Origin of the sequence: Nonomuraea maheshkhaliensis (assembly GCF_039529435.1) — a bacterium.
Taxonomy (GTDB): domain Bacteria; phylum Actinomycetota; class Actinomycetes; order Streptosporangiales; family Streptosporangiaceae; genus Nonomuraea; species Nonomuraea maheshkhaliensis.
In genome coordinates, this window is record NZ_BAAAMU010000005.1 from 135,323 (window position 1) to 155,462 (window position 20,140).

A 20,140-nucleotide genomic window follows, 5' to 3' on the forward strand; every position below is an offset into this window, starting at 1 on the left:
CGTGCTCCAGCTGCCACGGCCGGTCGGCGCGCTGGTCAGAGCGGCGCTGCTGCTGGCCGCCGCCTCCATGGTGATCTTCCTGTGCACGGCGGCGCTGCCCGGCGACGCGGCCGACGTCCTCGGCGGCGGCCGCGCCACCGCCGAGGAACTCGCCCGGTTGCGCACCGAGCAGGGGCTGGATCGTCCCTTGCCCGTCCGCTACCTGGACTGGCTGTCGGGAGTGCTGACCGGCGAGCCCGGCGTCTCGCTCATCACCGGCCGGCCGGTCGCCGAGCTGGTCGCCGAGCGGGTCGCGGTGACTCTGGCCCTGGCCGTGGCGGCGCTGACGCTCAGCATCCCGCTCACGACGGCCCTGGCCTGGGCCGCCGTACGCGGGCCCAGATGGCTGCGGCCGGCCGTGACCACATTGATCCTCACCTGTGCGGCGCTGCCCCAGGCCGTGGTGGCCGCCGCATTCGTCGCCTGGTTGTCGGCGGCGTGGCCGGTGTTCCCTCCGGTGTCGATGCTGCCGGCCGGAGAACCGCCGTGGCACCAGCCGAACCTGCTCGTGCTTCCCGTTCTCGCGCTGGCGCTGCCGACCGCCGCATACGGCGCCGCCCTCCTGCGCGGGGCGATCGCCGACGTGGTCGCCAAGCCGTACGTGCGCGACGCGGAACTCCGCGGTGTGTCACCCACCGCGGTCCTGCTCCGGTACGTGCTGCCGGTGATCGCCGCGCCCGCCACCCGCCTGTTCGCGGTGCTCCTCGGCGGGCTGGTAGCGGGAACCGCGGTGGTGGAGATCCTGTTCGGCCTGGCCGGGCTGGGTGAGCTGCTGGTGACCGCCATCTCGACCAGGGACGTGCCCGTCGTCCAGGGCGTCGCCCTGCTCGCCGCGGCCGTCGTGGTCACCGGGCTGCTCGTCGCCGACGCGGTCGCGCCCAGGGCGGCCCGTTCGTGAGGCGCCGCACCGCGCTGATCCTCGCCGCATCGGCGGGCGCCGCCGTCCTGGTGGCGCTCGGCGGCCGGACGCTGGCCAGGCATGACCCGGCGGCCATCGGGGCGCCACCGTGGTCGGGGCCCGCCCCCGGTATGCCCCTGGGCGCCGACGGATTGGGCCGCGACGTGCTGTCCCGGGTCCTGGCCGGCGGGCAGGACCTGACCTTGACCGCGCTGGCCGCCGCCCTAATCGCCTCGGCCCTGGGTGTCACAGGTGGGCTCTGGGCCGGATGGAACCGCGGCCGGCTCTCACGAGCCGTCACCGCGACAGCGGACCTGCTGCTGGCGCTGCCTCTCCTGCTGCTCGCGCTGCTCGCGGTGGTCGCCCTGCCAGGACCGGCGGCGGTGATCGTCGGCACTGTCCTCGGCGGTACGCCGCTGACCTTGCGTGTGGTCGCCGACGCCACGGCGGGGGCCAGGTACGCGGGATACGCCGAGGCGGCGTTGTCGCGCGGGGAACGTGCAGGATCCGTCCTGATACGCGAAGTCCTCCCGGCGCACGCCGGGATCGTGGGCGCCGACCTGGCCCAGCGGTTCGTGCTGTCCGTGCAACTCGCCGTCGCCCTCAACGTGCTCGGTTTCGGGCCGGCACCTCCGGCGCCGGACTGGGCGGCCATGCTGCGCGAGAACCTGCCGGGCCTCGGCCTCAATCCCGCGGCGACGACCGTGCCCGCTCTGGCCCTGGCGGTCCTGACAGGCAGCGTCGCGGCTCTGTCGCACGCCCTGACCAGCCGGGACGGCGCCTCGTGAGCGGGCAGGGGCTGACTGTCCGGGCTTTGACCGTCGCCGACAGGCTGGGGATGGTCATCGTGGACGGGCTGGACCTGCGCGTCGCCCCAGGAGAGGTGCTGGCCTTGGCGGGCCCGTCCGGATCCGGCAAGACGACCGTGCTGCGCGCCGTGCTGGGTGCGCTCCCCGATGGGCTGACGCGTACGGCCGGCGTGATCGAGTGGCACGGGGCTCCCGTACGGGCGCCACGGCGCTGGCGGCGGCGGACCGTCGGATTCCTCGGCCAGGACCCGGCCTCGGCGCTGCATCCTTTGATGGACGCGCGGGCGTCGGTGGGAGAGGCGCTGCCCAGAGCCGCACGGGTGAGCGGTGCGGAACGGGCGCTCGCCGGGGTCGGCCTGGACCCGGCCGCCATCGGTCACCGTCGCCCGCACCAGCTCTCAGGTGGCCAGGCACAACGCGTGGCGCTCGCCCGAGCTCTGGCGGCCGATCCGGAGTTGCTCGTCCTCGACGAACCCACCAGCGCGCTGGACCCCTCCGCGCTCGGCCTCGCGCTGGACCTGGTACGCCGCCGGCGTGGCGATGGTCGGTCGGTGACGCTCGTCGTCTCGCACGACATGGGCGTGGTGAGCGAGATCGCAGACCACGTCGTACGGCTGGGCGCGCAACGGGGCCAGGCCCGCCCCGCCGTGCGCGACCGCCGGCACGTGGCCGGGAACTCGACGGTGACACTGCGGGTACGCGGGCTGACACTCGCGCAGCAGCCCGGCGGCGCGCAGCTGCTCTCGGACGCCGGCCTCACGGTGACGGCGGGGGAGTCCGTGGCCGGGCTCGGCGTGTCCGGCAGCGGCAAGAGCACGCTGTTGCGCGCGCTGGCCGGACTGCACCCTGCCGAGCACGGCCACGCCACCGCGCTCGGCGAACCGCTTTCCTGGGCGGTGGCGGACCGCGATGCGGCCGCACTGCGCTCGCTCGCTCTCGTCGGCCAGAACCCCATGGACGCGCTCAACCCGGCGCGCACGGTCGGAGCGGCACTCCTTCGTCCCCTGCGTACGCTGCGCGGACTGTCCCGGCAGGAGTCCCGTGCGGAGGCCTTCCGGCTGCTGGCCGCCGTCGGCCTGCCGCGGGAACTGGCGCGCCGCCATCCGGCCGCGCTGTCCGGCGGGCAACGTCAGCGAGCCGCGCTCGCCAGGGCACTCGCCGGCGGCCCGGCCGTCCTGCTGGCCGACGAGATCACCGCCGCCCTCGACGACCGGACCGCCGACCTCGTCCTCGACCTGATCGACACGCTGCGCCGCGAGACCGGACTGGCGGTCCTGACGGCGACCCACGACCCCCTCGTGGCCGCCCGCGCCGACCGCGTGCTGCGGATCGAGGAAGGTCGGCTGCGCCACTCCCATGCCCACCACGACGATCGGAGGCCTCCCGTTGACGCCCGATGAACTCCTGCTCGCCCACCCGTGGATCGCCCGGGTCGACCACACCGGCGTCGGCGGCCTCGCGGTCACCGCCGAGCCCACGACGCTGACCGTACGACACGAACCCGGACATCTGCCCGTCCTGGGCGACCTGGTGGCCGAGCACCTCGAACACTGGGGCGAGGTCTACGACTGGACCTACCGTTCCGGCCGGGACACCAACCGGCCGGACCTGGACCTGTCCGGCTGGCGGGCCACGGACACCGGCAAGCCGCTGCCCGCCGAGCACATGGCGGAATGGGCCGACCGCACCGCCGAGCTCGTGCTCCAGCACCGGCCCTCCCAGGTAGTGGAACTCGGCTGCGGAACCGGGATGCTGCTGCACCGCCTCCACCCTCACCTCAAGGGCTACGTGGGGACCGACATCGCCGAGCCGGTCGTGGCCCGCCTCGACGCGCTCGGGCTGCCCGGCGTCAAGGTGGTCCGAGCCGCGGCGCACGAGATCAACGGCGAGGCGGTCCGGTCCGCCCTGGCCGGCCTCGGCGAACGGCCCGACTGCGTGCTGCTCAACTCCGTCACCCAGTGTTTCCCGAGCGTGGCGTACCTGGCGGCCGTGCTTCGCGACGCGATCGACGCCGTGGCCCCCGGAGGAGTCGTGATCGTCGGCGACGTACGTCACTCCGGGCTGCTCGGGGAGCACTGCCGCCGCCTGGAACCGACGGCGGACGCGGCCGAGCAGCGGGCCGCAGCCGACACCGAGCTGCTCTTCGACCCGGCGACGCTGGCCGCCGTTGCCGCGGGCACGAACAGGCGGGTCACCATCAGTTTCCACGCCAAGACTCTGACAGCCGACACCGAGCTGACCCGGTACCGGTTCGACGCCGTGCTGCACGTGGACGCGCCGGCGAGCCCCGCGGCCACCGTGCACGCCTGGAACGAGCTGGGACCCGACCGGGCGGCTGCGTTGGCCGCGCTGGCGGCCGGGGACGATCCCGTCCGGGTGACGGGCATTCCCAACGGCTTGCTCCGGCCCGTTCCGGGAGCGGAGTCGGGGACGAGCCTGCGTTCGATGCTGGAGGGCACCGGCAGCGCCGTGCTCCTTGATCCCGCCGACCCGACGCTTCTGCAGGTCGCGGCGCCCGCCTGGGCCGCCGCCATGCCCGTCGACTCGCTGGCCGGGGTGGGCAGGCCACACGAGCCGCTGGGCGCCTTCGCCCGCGCGAGGCTCGTCGAGGTGGCCAGGCGAGAGCTCCGCCGCGCCGGACTGCCGGTTCCCGGGGAGCTGGCCGCGCGGATTCCCGACGGCGCGGGCCGGGACACCATCAGCTTGGCCGAGGATGCCGCGGAAGCCGACCGAGCCGGACGCCTCGCGCTCGCGCGGACCGGCAGAACGGGAGCGCGCCTGCCCGCCGATCAGGCGGCGGAACCGGTGCCCGACCCTGCGCTGGCGCACCTCCCGCACGCCATCCGGACCTTCGACGAGATCGCCCTGCGGGCACTGGTCACCCTGATGAGCGGTGTCCTGCCCCAGAGGGTCTCACGGACGGCCGAGGATCTCATCGCGGCACTCGGCACGGCGCCACGGCATGAATGGATCGTCAGACGCTGGCTGGAGGTCCTCAGCGCGGAAGGGCTCCTGCGACGTGACTCCGGCGGCCGGTACGAGGTCACGGCCGTTCCGGACCGAGCCCGGGACGACGGGGACGACCTTGCACGCGCCTGCGCCGCGCTCGGTTACCCCGACGAGATGGCGGTCTTCTTCCGCACCGCCCTGACCCACCTGCCCGAGCTGCTGCGGGACGAGATCCCGGCCCAGGCGCTGCTCTTTCCCGATGGCGACCTGCTCACCTCGCTCAGCAAGGACCAGCACAACGTCAGCAACACCTACCTGAACGCCGCCCTTGGGCACGTCCTCGCCCGCGCCGCGGGCACTCGGGCGAGGCCGCTACGTGTCGTGGAACTCGGCGGGGGAGCCGGAGGAAGCACCATGGCCGCGCTGGACGGGCTCGGGAACTCGGAGGTGGACTACCTGTTCTCCGACGTGTCGCGATTCTTCACCATGGCGGCCAAGGACCGGTTCGGCGACCGGCTGCGCTACGCGCTGCTGGACATCAACGCCGATCTCGTCGCCCAGGGAGCACGACGCGGCGGCGTCGATGTGGTGATCGCGGCCAACGTCCTGCACTGCGCGCGGAACGCGGGCCGGTCGCTGCGCTGGATCGGGGAACTGCTGGCGCCGGGTGGCCTGGTGGTGGTGACTGAGGCGATTCGCGAGCACTACCTAGTGCTCGCCACGATGCAGTTCCTGATGTCCCCGCGCGAGGGTCAGCCGGACCTCGGCATGGGCGACCGGCGCGGCGGCAGGGGCCGTGTCTTCTTCACCGGGCGGGAGTTGCCGGCGGAACTGGCCGAGGCAGGACTGCGCCCGATTTTGGAACTGCCGGGAGCCGCCTCGCCGCTGGCTGCCCCGGCTCAGCACCTGTTCGTCGCAGCGAAGCTCTGAACGGAGGGGCGGTTTCCCGCCCCTCCGTTCAACCTAGCGCCACCGGCAGCCCCGCACGGAACAGTTCCTGCTCCAGCCACACGGCCGCCCGTACGCCGTCGGCGGCGCTCGGGCCCACCAGTGTCACCGGATCCGGCACGGCCTTCAGATGGGCGGCGTCGCCGGCCGCGTAGACACCGGCGACGCCGGTCCGGCCGTACTCGTCCACCTTGACACAGCCGTCCGGCAGCAGCTCGCAGCCGAGTTGTACAGCCAGCTCGGTGTTCGGCCGGGTGGGGGCGCGATGGTAGACGGCCTCGCGTGTCAGAGCCGTCCCATCGGCGAACCGCAGGGTCAGCGCGTCCAGCTCGCCGTCGATGCCCGTGAGGGGCGTCTCCTTCACCGGGATGCCGCGGGCCTTGACGACTTCGGCGACGGGCTCCGGCATGGCGGCAGGACCGTTCGTGCACAGGACCACGTCGTCGCTGTAGCGGTCGGCGACGTAGGCCGCCAGCATCGCGTCGGCGCCGTTGCCAATGACGGCGAGCACCTTGCCGTTCGTTTCGTAACCGTGGCAGAAGGGGCAGTGGTAGACGCTCTTACCCCACCGCTCAGCCAGCCCGGGAACATCGGCAGGCTGGTCGGTCAGTCCGCTCGTCAGCATCAGGCGTGACGTTTCGACGCGTTCCCCGTCCGCCAGAATCACCGTGAAGCGACCCGACTCACCTGCCACTGAGGTCACGCGTCCCTGTCGGAACTCCACCGTCGGATACACCGCGAGCTCCGCGCGCCCGTCTGACAGCAGGCGCGCAGGGGACCCGCCGTCCCTACCGAGGTACATGTGCATCTCCGCGGCGGGCGCGTTGCGGGGTTGCCCGGCGTCCACCACCAGGACGCGGCGGCGCTGGCGGCCCAGCACCAGCGCCGCGCTGAGCCCTGCCGGCCCGCCGCCGACCACGATCACTTCGTACATCACGCGTCTCCTCTGCTGATGAGGTACATGCCGAGTTCGGCGGGGCCGGTGCGAACGGGCTTGAGGTCGTACCGGGCGAGCTCCGCGGTGAGCTGTCGCTCGTCGAGGACCCACCAGTCGTAGGCCGCGGTCACCTCGCCGACGAGCTGGTCGTCGTGGTGGGTGCGGTAGGTCATGTGCCAGGTGACGCGGTCGGGACCGGCGGGTTCGGCGCGGGCCCAGCCCTCGTAGCGGCGTCTCCCCAGGCGTAGGTCGGCGGACCGGGTTTGCGGCACCGCCGCCGGTTCGGTGGGGGGTTGCAGGTTGAGCACCGCCCGGCCGCCGGGCACGAGGCGCTCGGCGAGCAGGGCCCAGATGCGTTGCCGGTCGGCGGGGGGGAAGTGGCCGAGGACGTTCATGGCGACGACGGCGCCGAGCCGGTGCGGCAGGCCGGCGTCGAGCAGGCCTTCCGGCAGCACGGTCACCCGGTCACGCAGTTCGGCGGCCTCGTTCACCCGGGCCATCAGGACGGACCGCAGACCCGGTGACGGCTCGACCGCCACGATCTCTCCATCACACGCCTTGGCGATCATCCGGGTGCCGTGTCCTCCACCGGCCCCGACGTCCACCACCGGATCGGTGACGCCGCATAACGCCTCTTCCAGCGGTGGCCCCAGGACCGCCCAGTGCGGCGCGATCATCACATCGATGAACTCCGCTGATCGTTCATACTCGTCGGCCACGCGCACCCTCTCGAATTAGAGTGATAATCATAATCATTTTGTGAGATTACGGACACGAGGAAGCAGCCGTCAAGAGCCCGCGTTGCCGCCCGTCATGGGCGCAGGCCCGACCCGATGAGGGAGGTGGCGTCCAGCTCGGCCATCTTCCGCTCGGCGAGAAGCTGCGCGAGGGTCGTGCGCACCCGTTCGACGGCGGAATCCCGCAGCCCGGCGAGCATGCCGCGAAAGCCGCTGCCCAGCGCCACCTGCCAGGCGAGCGCGGCGTCCAGGGGGAGGTGCAGCGGGGCGCGGGTCACCTTCACCTCGGTCAGCCCCGCGGGCGATCAGCCAGGCGCCCAGCCGCTCCTCGCACCACGTCGTACGGGTGGCCGTCGTGAGGCTTCCACGTGGTCGCGTCAGCCTGGACGAAGCGTACGTTCTGCAGTTGGCCGCTGATCCGGTGGCCGGGCGGGGTGAATAGACTTGTGCGACGTGACGTCGAAGCCGCGTATCCCGAATGTCCTGGCCGGCCGCTACGCCTCGGCGGAGCTGGCCCGCCTGTGGTCGCCCGAATACAAGATCATCGCTGAGCGGCGGTTGTGGCTGGCGGTGCTGCGGGCGCAGGCCGAGCTGGGGGTCGCGGTGCCCGAGGGTGCGCCGGCCGCCTACGAGAAGGTGGTCGAGCAGGTCGACCTCGACTCCATCGCCGAGCGCGAGCGCGTCACCCGGCACGACGTGAAGGCCCGCATCGAGGAGTTCAACGCGCTGGCCGGCTACGAGCAGGTGCACAAGGGCATGACCTCGCGTGACCTGACCGAGAACGTCGAGCAGTTGCAGGTGCGCGACAGCCTGCTGCTGGTGCGCGACCGGGTGGTGGCGCTGCTGGCCCGGCTGGCGGCGCTGGCCGAGGAGCACGAGGCGACGGTGATCGCGGGTCGTTCGCACAACGTGGCGGCGCAGGCGACGACGCTGGGCAAGCGGTTCGCCACGGCGGCCGACGAGCTGCTGGTCGCCTACCGGCGGCTGGAGGAGCTCATCGCCCGCTATCCGCTGCGCGGCGTCAAGGGCCCGGTCGGCACCGCTCAGGACATGCTCGACCTGCTCGGCGGCGACCGCGGCAAGCTGGCCGAGCTGGAGGGGCGGGTGGCCGCTCATCTGGGGTTCGAGCACCGCTTCACCAGCGTGGGGCAGGTCTATCCGCGTTCGCTGGACTTCGAGGTCGTCACCGCGCTGGTGCAGCTGGCGGCGGCGCCGTCGTCGCTGGCCAAGACGATCCGGCTGATGGCCGGCCAGGAGCTGGTGACGGAGGGCTTCAAGGAGGGGCAGGTCGGCTCCTCGGCGATGCCGCACAAGATGAACACCCGCTCCTGCGAGCGGGTCAACGGCCTGGCCGTGGTGCTGCGCGGTTACGCCTCCATGGTGGGCGAGCTGGCCGGCGATCAGTGGAACGAGGGCGACGTGTCCTGCTCGGTGGTGCGCCGGGTGGCGCTGCCGGACGCGTTCTTCGCCTTCGACGGGCTGGTGGAGACGATGCTGACGGTGCTGGAGGAGTTCGGGGCGTTCCCGGCGGTGATCGCCGCCGAGCTGAGCCGCTACCTGCCGTTCCTGGGCACGACGAAGATGCTGATGGCGGCGGTGCGGGCCGGGGTGGGCCGCGAGCAGGCGCACGAGCTGATCAAGGAGCACGCGGTGGCGGCGGCGCTGGCGATGCGTTCGCGCGGGGCGGCCAACGAGCTGCTGGATCGCCTCGGCGCCGATGAGCGGTTCCCGCTGGACCGGGAGCGGCTGGAGGAGTTGCTGGCCGACCGGGTGTCGTTCACGGGGGCGGCGGCCGATCAGGTGGAGGCGGTCTCGCGGGCCGTGGGCGAGGTCGTGGCGGCGCATCCGGAGGCGGCCGCGTACCGTCCCGGCGCGATCCTGTGATCACCGAGCTGCGCTCCGTCCGCGAGCTCGGCTCGGCGTGCGATGACGACGACCTGGTGATGTGGGCGGCGCAGGGCCTGACCGGCGCGGGCCGGGCCTGGGCGCTGGGTGACGCGGTCGTGGCGGGCAGCCCCGACATCTCGCGGCGTGACCGGCTGGCGGTGTGGGGTGACGCCTCGTGTGCGGTGGAGCTGGTACGGCACGCGCTGGGTGAGCTGGGGCCCTCGTACCGGCCGCTGGGGGAGGTGGAGCTGATGGGCGCGGTGACGGCGAAGCTGGACGGGGTGGACGAGGCCGGCCGGTTCTCGTGGATGAGCCTGCCCGCAGCAGCCCCAGCCGCCGCCCTCGCCTCTGTCCGTTCTCCCGTCTCTGGCGAGGGCGACGAGGTGGGCTGGGTGGAGGCGGAGGGCGAGGTCGCGGCGTTGCTGGCGGCCGCGGCGCCGCACTCCTACGCCGTTCCAGGAGCGGCGGGGGTGAGCCGGTGGGCGGGCGTGCGCGTCGACGGCGTGATCGCCGCCGTGGCGGCCGACGCGTGGTCGGCTCCGACGGTGGGCCTGCTGGCCGGGGTGGCGACCACTTCGGCGTTCCGGGGGCGGGGGCTGGCCGAGCGGGTGTGCCGGTGGCTGTCGCTGGAGCTGGTGGCGGCGTACGGGCGGGCCGCGCTGATGGTGGACGACGTCAACGCCGCGGCGATCGGCGTGTACGAGCGGATCGGCTACCGGCGGCGGCCGGTGATGGCCGCGCACGTCGCCCCCTGACCACTCGTACGCACCACGACTCACCACGCCCCGACCGCCGCCCCGACCGCCGCCCCGACCGCCGCCCCGACCGCCGCCCCGACCGCGTCCCGGCCACGCCTGGTCACGGTGCCCTGGGCGGCGGTCCCGGGCGGCGGCGGAAAAACCGGATGTGGTTCCGGAAGCGCTGGTGCAAAGTTGGCGGAGTGATGTCCGATTTTGTACCTGGTATCGAGTTGTCGCGCGCCTTCTACGGCGAAGTGGTGGCCCCTCTGCTGACGGGGGTCGCGCACGGGGCGGCGCTGATCGGGCCCGGCTCGGAGGTGCTGGAGTTCGACACGGCGCGTTCGGCGGACCATGACTGGGGTCCCAGGGTGCTGCTGTTCGTGCCGGGGGAGCGGGTGGCCGAGGTGGAGGCGAAGGTGGCGGCGGGGCTGCCGGAACGCTTCGCCGGCTATCCCACCGTGTTCGGCTACCACGGCGCGGTGCGGCCCGGGGTGACGGTGACGGAGCTGGGCGGGTGGCTGCGCGGGCGGCTCGGTTTCGATCCGCGCGAAGGGGTGAGCCTGCTGGACTGGCTGTCGGTGCCGTGGCAGCGCCTGGCGGAGGTGACGCGGGGCGAGGTGTTCTGCGACGGGCTGGGGGAGCGGGGGCTGGAGGCGGCCAGGGCGGCGTTGCGCTGGTATCCGCAGGACGTGTGGCGGTACGTGCTGGCCTGTCAGTGGCGCCGGATCTGGCAGGAGGAGCCGTTCCCCGGCCGGTGCGCGGAGGTGGGTGACGAGCTGGGCTCGGCCGTGGTGGGGGCGCGGCTGGCGCGGGAGGTGATGCGGCTGGCGTTGCTGCTGCGCCGCCGCTATCCGCCGTACGCGAAATGGCTGGGCAGCGCGCTGGCGCGGATGCCGGGCTCGGCGGAGCTGGCCGAGTCGCTGGGGTCGGCGGTGGCGGCGCGGTCGTGGCGGGATCGGGAGGAGGGGCTGTCGGCCGCGTACGCGCGGGTGGCGGGCTGGCAGAACCGGGCGGGGCTGGCCGAGCGGCTGGACGATCGGGTGCGGCCGTTCTTCGAGCGGCCGTTCCGGGTGATCGACGGGGAGCGGTTCGCGGGGGCGCTGATGGCGGCGGTGGGGGATGTGGCGGTGGCCGGGCTGCCGCTGCTGGGGTGCGTGGATCAGCTGACGGATTCGACGGATCTGCTGGTGGCGCCGGAGCGGGCGCGGGCGGTGACGGCGGCCGCGCTGAGCCTCACCACGTAGTGATCTACAGTGTAAAGGCCGAGGGTGGACGCAAAACACAGACACCCTGACAGCCGAAAACCCTATTCGACAAGGGAGGCCGCCAGGTCTTCCACGCGGACGCGCCAGGCGTCGAGGAAGGCCGTGTCGCCGGTGTGGGTGACGACGAGGCGGGGGCCCTGCCCGGTGCCCTCGGCGAACTCCCAGCGCACGCCGCCTTCCGGGGTGTCGTACGCGAGCAACTCGGCGGTCTCGGCGCGGGTGACGGGCCCGGCCTTGAGGCCGGGGACGGTGAACGCCTCGGGGGGCGGGCTGCCGGTCCGCGCGGCGGCGCCGCCGAGGAGGTGCCAGACGTCTTGGGCGGGGCGGGTGAGCTGGCGTTCGACGCGGACGCCGGCGCGGCCGTCGGCGGTGGTGTGCAGGGTGGTGGAGGGCAGGCCGAGGATGGCGATGTAGTCCTCGTGCAGGTGTGCGGACGTGGCGGGGTCGGGGGTTTGCGGCAGGCGGATGGGGCGGTCGTCGAGGTGGGCGAGCATGGCCTTGATGCAGGTGTGCCAGCCTGCGGCGAAGCTGGCGGCGCCGTGGCGGTCGGTGAAGGTGTGGGTGAAGGTGAGCAGGGTGGCTTCGCCGTCGGGCTGGAGGTGCCAGCGGAGTTCGTCGTCGCCCCAGGTGTGGGCGAAGGTGCGGGGTGGGTCGTTTTCGGTGATGCGGCCGTCGGGGCCGAAGCCGTAGGTGATGCGGTCGCCGTCGATGGTGACGTCGGCGGGGAACCAGGCGGAGAGGTGCTCGGGGGTGGTGATGGCGCGCCAGACCTTTTGTGGTGGGTGGGGGAGGCGGCGCTGGAGTTGGAGGGTGGTGCGGCCGTCGGGATGGAGGGTGAGGGTCTCGTTCATGGGGTGTGGTCTCCCGGGTGGTCTCGCATGGTGTCGAGGTGGGTTTCGAGGCGGTCGAGGGTGGTGTTCCAGAGGTGGCGGTAGGGGGTGAGCCAGGCGTCGATTTCGGCGAGGGGTTGGGGGCGGAGTTCGTACCAGCGGCGTTGGGCGTCTTTGCGGACGGTGACGAGGCCGGCTTGGCGCAGGGCGCGCAGGTGTTTGGAGGTGCCGGGTTGGGTGAGGCCGAGGTGGTGGGTGAGTTCGTTGACCTGGTGGGGGCGTTGGAGGAGGAGGTCGAGGATGTGGCGTCGTGCGGGTTCGGCTAGCACGTCGAAGGGCATGGCGGTGAACATACCGGATTGGTTATATGCCCGCAAGTGCATGTAATGGGGTCAGGAGGTGGCGGCGCGGCGGGCGTTGGCGCGGAAGGCATGGCCGAGGTAGGCGGCGAGGCCGGGGTGGAGGGCGTCGAAGGTCTCGATGAAGCGGCTGTCTTCGGCGTACAGGTCGCCGATGCAGGCGTGCAACTCGTGGTCGCAGTCGTAGAACCAGCGGTTCATGTGGCCGCGGTGGCGTTCGGCCAGGTCCATGGCGTGGGGGCCGTCGGCGGGCAGGCCGGCCTCGCAGGCGGCGACGAAGTCGTCGTTGATGGCCTCGGACTCGGCTTTGAGCTGGAGCCAGTCGGCCTTGGTGTAGGAGGCGACGCGCTGGCGGCTCTGTTCGTACTGGGGGGTGTGTCCCCAGCGGCGTTCGACCTCGGCGTCGTGGTCCTCGGGCCGGAAGTGGCCGAAGATCTCGAAGCGTTCTTCCGGGGTGAGGGAGATGCCGGCCTGGCGGGCGTGGATGGCGCGTTCGACGGCTTGGATGACCTCGTGCAGGTGCTCGGCCTTGCGGGTGAGGAGTTCGTGCTGGCGGCGCAGGTGGGTGAGTTCGTCGGTGTGGGGGGCGTCGAGGATGACGGCGATCTCGTCGAGGGGGAAGCCGAGTTCGCGGTAGAGGAGGATCTGCTGCAGGCGGGTGAGGTCGTCGTCGGTGTAGCGGCGGTAGCCGGCGTTGGTGCGTTCGCTGGGGGTGAGCAGGCCGATCTCGTCGTAGTGGTGCAGGGTGCGTACGGTGATGCGGGCGATCCTGGCGACCCGTCCGACGGAGTGGCTCATAGGGTCCAGCTTGCCGGGTGACGTGGCGTGCGGGTCAAGCCGGGGAGCGCCGGATTCAACGGCTTACCGGGCGAACCTCATGACCAGGTCAAAACTTGCTGTGGCTTCTTGACCAGGGGACACTCGCGCCGTCGCGGGGACATAGCCTGGGTGCGACGACGGGGTCGCGGCGCAGATGGCGACCCGCTTCCCGCGTCGGCAGAAGGCACCATGACAGCGGTGACGATCAGGACCTCCCGGGGGCGCCGTGCGGGCGACCGGCCGGCCGAGGTGAGACGTTTCGTCGGGCGCCGGCACGAGGTGGCCGGGGCCGGGCTCCGCTTCGTCGTGCCCTGTGCGCTTTCGTCCTGGGTCGTTGACCGTTCCCGCCTGCCGCTGTCCGGGGTCCGGGGCCGTGCCGCCCTGGCCGCGGGTGGTGCGGGCGCTGATGGAGTGGAGTTATCGCCTGTGCTCGCGAGAAGAACTGTGGCGGGGCGCGCCGGTGTGCGGCGCGGGGCCCGTCCTGGAGGAGGTCCGTCCGGGCGGCGGCCCGGTGACCGTCCGGACAGGTTCGTACGGGCCGGCCGGGGACGCCCGGTGGCGGATGCCGGGGAAAGCGCGCGCCCGCGGGGCCGGCTTCTTGCCCGGCTGCGGCGGCTCGGCCGCGGGACGCGACCGGCCACCGGATTATTACGGCCTGCCGGGCCGGGCTCGGGCGGAGCCGTCAGGGCAGGAGCGGGTGCGGTGGTCCCGCAGCCCGCGGGCCGGGCGAACGAGCCTGCCCGCCGCCCGGACACCATGACTGCGAACGGCGCGGACCCGCGCGGACGCGCGCAGCTCGGCCACGGATCCGCCGTGTGCCTGGAGCACCAGTTATTACCCGGGCGCACGCCTGCATCATTCTGCGCGTTATCACCCGGACGCTGACGGGACCGGGCTGGAGTCGTCCCGGATCCGCCAGACCGCCGGCACCGGCAAGGTGACGGCGGTGATGAGCACGGCGGTCGCGGCGCACGCGATCAGCACGGGCCGCGTGCCGAAGAAGGAGGCCGCGGGCCCGGCCAGCCCCATGCCGACGGGCGCCGCCACGAGAGCGCCGAGCATGCTGACGGAGGCCGCCCGCGCGACGGCATCGGCGGGCAGGTGCCGCTGGAGGGCCGTGGTCTGGATGACGTTGTGCACCGTCACCTGCCCGCCGGCGGCGACGGCCGCGACGATGAGCTGCCAGAGGGGCGCGGGCACGGCGAGCAGGGCCGGTAACGGGGCGATCAGCAGGAACGCCAGCAGGGCGGCCACCATGGGGCGGGCGGGCCGCCAGTGCGCGCTGACGACGCCCGCGGCCAGCCCGCCGGCGGCGTAGGCGATGCCGATCGCCGACCAGGCCGGTGCGCCGCCGAGGGAGCGGTCGGCGACGTACGGGCCGAGCACCAGGATGGGCGAGATCACGAACGCGTTGGCGACGGCGAGGTGGACGATCCACACCCCTAGCCAGGTGCGCCCGCGCACCTGGGCGAGCCCGTCGCCGATGCCGGCCAGGAGCCCGCGGGCCGGGACGCGTCCGCCCTCGGGGAGGTCGCGGGGGAGCCGGGCCAGGAACGCGGCGCTCACCGCGAACGTCATCGCGTCGATCGCGATCGCCCACCCCGGCCCGGCCCACGCCACGAGGGCTCCGGCGACGCCCAGCGCGACGATCGACACGGTGCTGCGGGAGATCGAGAGGAGGCTGTTGGCCGCCTGGAGGTCCTCCTTGCCGGCCAGGGAGGCGACGAGCCCGACGGCGGCCGGGTTGAAGAACGCCGATCCGGCGCCGGCGATCAGTTGCAGGGCCACCAGCGTCCACAGGTGCGCGTTGCCGGTCAGCAGGAGCACGGCGGTGGCGCCGTGGGCGGCCAGGCGGGTGAGGTCGGCGGTCAGCATGACGGAGCGGCGGGAGAAGCGGTCGCCGGCTGCTCCGCCGAGCAGGGTCAGGGCGATGATCGGCAGCCGGGTGCTGAGGACCACGATGCCGAGGTCGGCGGCGGAGCCGGTGAGGTGCAGCACGGCGAAGGCGACGGCGAGCGGGGTCAGGGCGTCGCCGAAGAAGGAGGCGGTCTGGCCGAGGTAGTAGCGGCGGAAGCCGGGCGCGGCCAGGGGGGAGAAGGCGGAGGCGATCCGCGCCCCGGCCTTCGGGCGCGGACGGTCCTCCTCACCGGCGCCGCCGCGGTCCGGGTTGCCGCCGGTGGGGTGGGCACGGCCGGGACCTCGCACGGAAGGCGCCTCTCTCACGCAGGGGGGGTGTGCCCGGCCGCCGGGGCCGGCGCCGGTGGCGCCACCCTCCCACACGGCCCCGTCAATTCTGGACCGGCGAGTTGGGCCCGGCGCCCGGCGGGCGGGTGGCGTGCACTGCGCAGGGGGATCAGCGTTGCTGGACGCGGACCATGTTGCCGGCCGGGTCGCGGAAAGCGCAGTCACGTACCCCGAACGGCTGCTCGACCGGCTCCTGCACGACCTCCGCGCCGCCCGCGCGCGCCCGTTCGAACAGGCCGTCGAGGTCGTCGGTGGCCAGCAGGATGCCGGCGTAGGTGCCCTTGGCCATCATCTGGGCGATGGTGGCGCGTTCGGCGGCGGTGATGCCGGGGTCGGCGGCGGGCGGTTGCAGGACGAGGGAGGCGCCGGGGCGGCCGGCGGGGCCGACGGTGATCCAGCGCAGGCCGTTGTAGCCGATGTCGTCGCGTACGTCGAAGCCGAGCAGGTCGCGGTAGAAGGCCAGGGAGGCGTCCGGGTCGTCGTGCGGCAGGAAGCTGGCGTGGATGGTGATGTCCATGGCCCTCACGTTAGGCGCGGGCCGGTGCGGGGTGCTTCTCGATTCCTGCCCGGTTCCCCGCCCCGCGCCGGGTGGGGCGGGGGTGCGGCAGAATGATCGGGTGACGAGCGACGGTGTCCCGGTGGAGCCCATGCCCGCTCTCGTGCGGACCGCGCGGGTGGTGCTCATCGTGCAGGTGGTCGCCAGTGTGCTGGGGCTGGTCGTGATGGGCGGGGTGCTGGCGGCCGCGGCGGGCGCCCCGTCGCTGTTCCTGCTGCTGTTCCTGCTACCGGCCGTCGTTCTGGTGGTGATGGTGTGGCTGGTTGTGCGGTGGGGGTCGCGGCGGTCGTTCGTACGGTGGGCGGCGGTGGCGGTGGAAGCGATCCTGGGCGTCGGCAACCTGGTGTCGATGCTGCTGGCGGAGACCGTCATGTGGGCGTCGCTGCCGTTGAGCGTGCTCCTGCCGCTGGGGGTCGCCGGCGCGCTGCTCACCGCGCCCGCGGCCCGCTGGTTCGACCGCTGACCCCGGCCGGTGTGACGTTCGCCGGGGGAGGGCGGCTACCGGTCTGGTCCGGTATTTCTATCCCGGGGTATAGCATGGGTGTCATGGTGCGACCCCCGCTGACCCCTGAAGAACGCCTGCGTGGCGAGCAGCTCGGCATGGTGCTGCGACGGGCCAGGGCGGAGCGGAGCATCGTCGAGGTCGCCGCGGCCGCCGGCATGTCCGCCGAGACGCTCCGCAAGATCGAGACCGGCCGGATCGCGACACCGGCGTTCTTCACCATCGCGGCTCTGGCCGACGTGCTCGGCATCTCCCTCGACCATCTCGTCACCCGTTCCACCCCGGCCGCCGCCCCCTGACCCGGCCGGCGCCGCACGCCCCCTCCAGGAACGCGCGGCGCACCGTCGGGCCGGTCTACGCGATCGCGGCCGTTTCGCGGGCGGGCGTCACAGCCACGGCCCGCACACGGTGCCGTCCGGGCGGCACGCCCGGAAGAACGTGCGCTGCCCCTGCAGCCGGCCCCTGATCGTCCCCGTTCCGCCGCGCACGAAGTACGTGCGCACGAGCGTCCCGTCGTTGCGGACCTGCGCCTGCCGGGGGCCGCCGCGCCCCTTGATCTTGTAGAACACCTGGAACCTGCCGCCCCCGATCCGCTTGAACGCCTTGCACACGGCCACGGCCGGATCGCTCAGGTACAGGTGCACGTGCCGGACCTGATACCCCGGGTACGTCCTGCTCGTGCATCCCGGCACCGGATGAGCCGACGCGCTCGCGGCAGGCGCCCCGAGGACGCCCGCGGCGGCGAGGGATGCGACGGCGACGGCGAGGCCACGACGTATGGCCTTCGCGGTCATGAGGTCTCTCCTCTCGTGGAATCCTGCGATCTGGACCAGGCCGACGCTAGAGCCGGTCAAGGCGCCGGTCTGCGCAGAAATCCACACTCAGCCGCGACGATCACACCAGGGCCAGCTGCGCCGCCACCGGCTCACGCCGCTCGGCCACGGGCGCCCCGCACCCCATCCCGTACATGCGGCACAACTGGGCGATCTGCCCCGTGATCCGCCCCTCGTACCCCTCGGACGGCAGCCCCGCCCGGTCGTACAGCTCCTCATACCGCTCCACCAGCTGCGGATGCGCCTCCTGCAGCCAGCTCAGGTACCACTCCCGGGTGCCCGGCGGCAGCCGCAGCACCACCGGCTCCACCGCGGCCGCGCCCGCCGACGCGATCCGCCGTACGGTCGCCGCGAGCTGGTCGGCCGCGTCACTCAGCAAGGGCAGCACCGGCGACATCAGCACCCGGCACTCCACCCCCGCCTCCACCAGGGCCGACACCAGCTCCAGCCGGGCCTGCGCCGACGGCGCTCCGGGCTCGACCGCGCGCCGGATCCGTTCGTCCACGAACGCGATCGACACCGCCACCCGCGCGCCCGCCCGCGCCAGCAGCTCCGCGTCCCGCAGCACCAGCGCGCTCTTGGTGTAGACGGTGAACGGCGCCCCCGCGCCCGCCAGCGCCCCGATCACGCCGGGCATCAGCCGGTAGCGTTCCTCCGCCGCCTGGTAGCAGTCGCCGCTCAGCCCGACCGCGAGTTCCGCGCCGTCCCAGCGGGTCAGCTCGGCCCGCAGCCGCTCGACCACGTTGGGCCTGACCACGATGCGGGTGTCGAAGTCGGCACCCGCATCGAGGCCGAGCCGGCGGTGACCCGCGCGGGCGCCGCAGCCGCGGCAGGCATGGGCGCAACCACGGTAGGGGGAGACCGCCCACCGCTGGGCGATGCCCGCGACCTGCGGCACCCGCTCGATCACGGTGCGGGCCTGCATCTCGTAGAAGCCGTCGCGCACCACCGCGCGCCGCTCGATCAGCGGACGCTCATCGGCGGCGTCGACAAGCGCAAGCGCGTCCCAACCCACATCACCAGTGGAACACGCATTCGACTCCGTTTTCAAGCCGTTCCCCCCAACCCCGCCCGCCCGCGCGGGGGAGCGGACCCACGATACTGGCGGCACACCCGCCCCATCCCGCCTTCGTCTGGAGCCCCGCACATGGCCTGGATCCTGCTCGCCCTCGCCATCGCCTCCGAAGTGGTCGCCACCACAGCGCTCAAACTCAGCAACGGCTTCACCCACCTCGGCTGGAGCATCACCGTCGCCGCCGGCTACATCATCTCCTTCCTGCTGCTCGCCCGCGTCCTGAAGCTCCAGCTCGACGTCGGCACCGCCTACGCCGTCTGGTCCGGCGCCGGGACGGCCGCCATCGCTCTCATCGGGGCCGCTTTCCTCGGCGAGACCCTCACCCTCGTCAAGGCCGGCGGTATCCTGCTCATCATCGCCGGCGTCGTCGTCCTCAACCTCGCCGGCGGCCACTGAAGCACAGCGGACCCGCGCGCCTGGCCGGCCGGGGGCGGCGCGGCCCGTCCCTCCCTCAGCGAACGGACACCATGATCCACCACCTCGCCCTGCGCACCGACTGGGACAACGCCCGCGCCGCGGGGGAGTACCGCATCTCCACCCTCGGCCGCACCCTCGACCAGGTCGGCTACATCCATTGCAGCCGCGACCTGGCCCAGTTGCACGGCGTCCACACCGCCTTCTACGGCCACCTCACCGAACCGCTGATCGTCCTCGACATCGACCCGGCCGGTCTCGACGTCCGCGTCGAGGACGGCTTCCCCCACCTGTACGGGCCGCTGCCCCTGACCAGCGTCACCGCCACCCGCCCTTACCCCGGCCCGGCCACCCCATGACACCGCCCGTAGACCCGACACTGCCCGCAGACGCGACGCCGCTCATGGACGCGAGGCCGCCTATGGACACCCGCGCCGCCGCCCGGCGCTTCGCCGACACCTGGCAGCACGCCTGGACCCACCACGACGTCGCCGCCATCACCGCCCTCTACCGCGACGACGCCGTCCACACCAGCATGCCCTTCCGCCCCCCGCACCACGGCCGGCAGGCCATCGCCGACTACATCACCTGGTCCTTCACCGGCGAGACCGACCCCCACGTCACCTTCGCCACCCCCGTCGTCGACGGCGACCAGGCCGCCATCGAGTTCCGCGTGCACGCCTACGACGACGGCCGCCCCATCACCCTGGCGGGTTGCGTCTTCGCCCGCTTCGACGCGGGCGGCCTCGCCGTACAGACGCGCGACTACTGGCACACCACCGACGGCCACCACTAGACACCGGCGCCTCGGGGTGCCGTACGCCACCGCCCTCAGCCGGGGCGCCCACGGAGCCGGAAAGCCGCCTCGGCTGAAGGCTCAGGCCAGATGCTTGCCGAAGAACGTGCGCAGGCGCCCGACCGCCTGCGCGATGTACTCGGGCTCGTCGTACATCTCGTAGTGGCGTGCGCCCTCGATGACGAGGATGCCCTCCGCCTGACGTGCCAGGCGCGTCAGACGCGACGAACGCCAGCGACTCCTGGAGAAACTCCTCCGCCACCAGCAGTGACCCGCCACTTTTGGAACGCGGTGGAGCATGCGTACAGCAGCTGCGGCGATTGCGGCAGCGAGAACCCATCCCGCGACCGCGAGCACCCGAGCGACGACCTCCGCACCCTCCGTCACCCGGCCCGGCTCCAGCGCAGGGGAGAAGGGCACCCTGAGCGAGCCGGCCACCACGCGCCGCTCATAAGCCGTAGAGGGCCCGGGATCTTGAGAATCGGCTCCCACCCATGACAAAG

Annotated in this window: 23 protein-coding genes; 12 read left to right on the forward strand and 11 right to left on the reverse strand. The window is 73.0% G+C overall.

Annotated features, from left to right (window positions below; genetic code table 11):
* The first annotated feature begins 1 nt into the window (after position 1).
* The 4 genes from ABFX54_RS05660 to ABFX54_RS05675 are packed head-to-tail and all read left to right on the forward strand — an operon-like array spanning position 2 to position 5,625.
* The gene (locus tag ABFX54_RS05660) at positions 2-937 is read left to right on the forward strand and encodes an ABC transporter permease (RefSeq protein ID WP_346101970.1); all 936 of its coding nucleotides are present in this window, start codon (positions 2-4) and stop codon (positions 935-937) included.
* Positions 934-1,725, forward strand: a complete 792-nt coding sequence (locus tag ABFX54_RS05665; protein WP_346101971.1) for an ABC transporter permease subunit — start codon at positions 934-936, stop codon at positions 1,723-1,725. The genes ABFX54_RS05660 and ABFX54_RS05665 overlap by 4 nt, the downstream gene beginning before the upstream one ends.
* Positions 1,726-1,751: 26 nt before the next feature.
* Positions 1,752-3,146 carry an ABC transporter ATP-binding protein gene (locus tag ABFX54_RS05670; protein WP_346101972.1) on the forward strand — a complete coding sequence of 465 codons (1,395 nt, stop codon included), beginning with the start codon at positions 1,752-1,754 and terminating at the stop codon, positions 3,144-3,146.
* Positions 3,133-5,625, forward strand: coding sequence for a methyltransferase (locus ABFX54_RS05675; RefSeq protein ID WP_346101973.1), 2,493 nt, complete (start codon positions 3,133-3,135; stop codon positions 5,623-5,625). The genes ABFX54_RS05670 and ABFX54_RS05675 overlap by 14 nt, the downstream gene beginning before the upstream one ends.
* 28 nt (positions 5,626-5,653) lie before the next feature.
* On the opposite strand, the gene ABFX54_RS05680 is transcribed toward ABFX54_RS05675, so the two are convergent.
* From ABFX54_RS05680 to ABFX54_RS05690, 3 genes are all read right to left on the reverse strand, one after another.
* Positions 5,654-6,577: an NAD(P)/FAD-dependent oxidoreductase gene (locus ABFX54_RS05680; RefSeq protein WP_346101975.1), complete on the reverse strand. Its 924-nt coding sequence runs from the start codon at positions 6,575-6,577 to the stop codon at positions 5,654-5,656.
* A complete protein-coding gene (locus ABFX54_RS05685; RefSeq protein WP_346101977.1) occupies positions 6,577-7,299 on the reverse strand; it encodes a class I SAM-dependent methyltransferase in 723 nt (240 codons plus the stop codon). The genes ABFX54_RS05680 and ABFX54_RS05685 overlap by 1 nt, the downstream gene beginning before the upstream one ends.
* A gap of 92 nt (positions 7,300-7,391) precedes the next feature.
* On the reverse strand, positions 7,392-7,595 hold the full coding sequence (locus tag ABFX54_RS05690; RefSeq protein ID WP_346101978.1) for a hypothetical protein: 204 nt from the start codon (positions 7,593-7,595) through the stop codon (positions 7,392-7,394).
* 175 nt (positions 7,596-7,770) lie between these two features.
* On the opposite strand from ABFX54_RS05690, the gene purB reads away from it, so the two are divergent.
* The 3 genes from purB to ABFX54_RS05705 all read left to right on the forward strand — a co-directional run bounded on the left by purB (position 7,771) and on the right by ABFX54_RS05705 (position 11,188).
* The gene (gene purB / locus ABFX54_RS05695) at positions 7,771-9,201 is read left to right on the forward strand and encodes an adenylosuccinate lyase (RefSeq protein WP_346101980.1); all 1,431 of its coding nucleotides are present in this window, start codon (positions 7,771-7,773) and stop codon (positions 9,199-9,201) included.
* The gene (locus ABFX54_RS05700) at positions 9,198-9,959 is read left to right on the forward strand and encodes a GNAT family N-acetyltransferase (protein ID WP_346101982.1); all 762 of its coding nucleotides are present in this window, start codon (positions 9,198-9,200) and stop codon (positions 9,957-9,959) included. The genes purB and ABFX54_RS05700 overlap by 4 nt, the downstream gene beginning before the upstream one ends.
* A 188-nt stretch (positions 9,960-10,147) precedes the next feature.
* Positions 10,148-11,188, forward strand: coding sequence for a DUF4037 domain-containing protein (locus tag ABFX54_RS05705; RefSeq protein ID WP_346101984.1), 1,041 nt, complete (start codon positions 10,148-10,150; stop codon positions 11,186-11,188).
* A 62-nt stretch (positions 11,189-11,250) separates the two neighbouring features.
* On the opposite strand, the gene ABFX54_RS05710 is transcribed toward ABFX54_RS05705, so the two are convergent.
* The 5 genes from ABFX54_RS05710 to ABFX54_RS05730 form a co-directional block, all read right to left on the reverse strand.
* On the reverse strand, positions 11,251-12,060 hold the full coding sequence (locus tag ABFX54_RS05710; RefSeq protein WP_346101986.1) for an SRPBCC domain-containing protein: 810 nt from the start codon (positions 12,058-12,060) through the stop codon (positions 11,251-11,253).
* A complete protein-coding gene (locus ABFX54_RS05715) occupies positions 12,057-12,380 on the reverse strand; it encodes an ArsR/SmtB family transcription factor (protein ID WP_346101987.1) in 324 nt (107 codons plus the stop codon). The genes ABFX54_RS05710 and ABFX54_RS05715 overlap by 4 nt, the downstream gene beginning before the upstream one ends.
* A 51-nt stretch (positions 12,381-12,431) precedes the next feature.
* On the reverse strand, positions 12,432-13,196 hold the full coding sequence (locus tag ABFX54_RS05720; RefSeq protein WP_346101988.1) for a MerR family transcriptional regulator: 765 nt from the start codon (positions 13,194-13,196) through the stop codon (positions 12,432-12,434).
* Between the two features lie 891 nt (positions 13,197-14,087).
* Positions 14,088-15,422: an MFS transporter gene (locus ABFX54_RS05725; RefSeq protein WP_346101990.1), complete on the reverse strand. Its 1,335-nt coding sequence runs from the start codon at positions 15,420-15,422 to the stop codon at positions 14,088-14,090.
* Between the two features lie 148 nt (positions 15,423-15,570).
* Entirely contained in the window at positions 15,571-15,978 is a 408-nt protein-coding gene (locus ABFX54_RS05730) for a VOC family protein (RefSeq protein WP_346101992.1), read from the reverse strand.
* Between the two features lie 100 nt (positions 15,979-16,078).
* On the opposite strand from ABFX54_RS05730, the gene ABFX54_RS05735 reads away from it, so the two are divergent.
* Both ABFX54_RS05735 and ABFX54_RS05740 read left to right on the forward strand, forming a co-directional pair.
* The gene (locus ABFX54_RS05735) at positions 16,079-16,480 is read left to right on the forward strand and encodes a hypothetical protein (RefSeq protein ID WP_346101994.1); all 402 of its coding nucleotides are present in this window, start codon (positions 16,079-16,081) and stop codon (positions 16,478-16,480) included.
* A gap of 83 nt (positions 16,481-16,563) precedes the next feature.
* Complete coding sequence (locus tag ABFX54_RS05740; protein WP_346101996.1) at positions 16,564-16,818, forward strand: helix-turn-helix domain-containing protein; 255 nt, start codon at positions 16,564-16,566, stop codon at positions 16,816-16,818.
* 87 nt (positions 16,819-16,905) lie between these two features.
* Here the strand turns inward: ABFX54_RS05740 and ABFX54_RS05745 are convergent, their stop codons facing one another.
* Together ABFX54_RS05745 and ABFX54_RS05750 are read right to left on the reverse strand one after the other, a co-directional pair.
* Positions 16,906-17,313 (reverse strand): hypothetical protein, encoded by a 408-nt coding sequence (locus ABFX54_RS05745; protein ID WP_346101998.1) that lies wholly within the window; start codon positions 17,311-17,313, stop codon positions 16,906-16,908.
* A 100-nt stretch (positions 17,314-17,413) separates the two neighbouring features.
* On the reverse strand, positions 17,414-18,367 hold the full coding sequence (locus ABFX54_RS05750) for a radical SAM protein (protein ID WP_346102000.1): 954 nt from the start codon (positions 18,365-18,367) through the stop codon (positions 17,414-17,416).
* Positions 18,368-18,499: 132 nt separating this feature from the next.
* Between ABFX54_RS05750 and ABFX54_RS05755 the strand changes: the two genes are divergently transcribed.
* The 3 genes from ABFX54_RS05755 to ABFX54_RS05765 all read left to right on the forward strand — a co-directional run bounded on the left by ABFX54_RS05755 (position 18,500) and on the right by ABFX54_RS05765 (position 19,637).
* Positions 18,500-18,823: a DMT family transporter gene (locus tag ABFX54_RS05755; protein WP_346102002.1), complete on the forward strand. Its 324-nt coding sequence runs from the start codon at positions 18,500-18,502 to the stop codon at positions 18,821-18,823.
* A gap of 71 nt (positions 18,824-18,894) precedes the next feature.
* The gene (locus ABFX54_RS05760; RefSeq protein WP_346102004.1) at positions 18,895-19,200 is read left to right on the forward strand and encodes a DUF952 domain-containing protein; all 306 of its coding nucleotides are present in this window, start codon (positions 18,895-18,897) and stop codon (positions 19,198-19,200) included.
* A 62-nt stretch (positions 19,201-19,262) separates the two neighbouring features.
* Entirely contained in the window at positions 19,263-19,637 is a 375-nt protein-coding gene (locus tag ABFX54_RS05765; RefSeq protein WP_346102005.1) for a nuclear transport factor 2 family protein, read from the forward strand.
* Positions 19,638-19,718: 81 nt separating this feature from the next.
* Here the strand turns inward: ABFX54_RS05765 and ABFX54_RS05770 are convergent, their stop codons facing one another.
* Positions 19,719-20,078 carry a hypothetical protein gene (locus ABFX54_RS05770; RefSeq protein ID WP_346102007.1) on the reverse strand — a complete coding sequence of 120 codons (360 nt, stop codon included), beginning with the start codon at positions 20,076-20,078 and terminating at the stop codon, positions 19,719-19,721.
* Positions 20,079-20,140 lie beyond the last annotated feature (62 nt).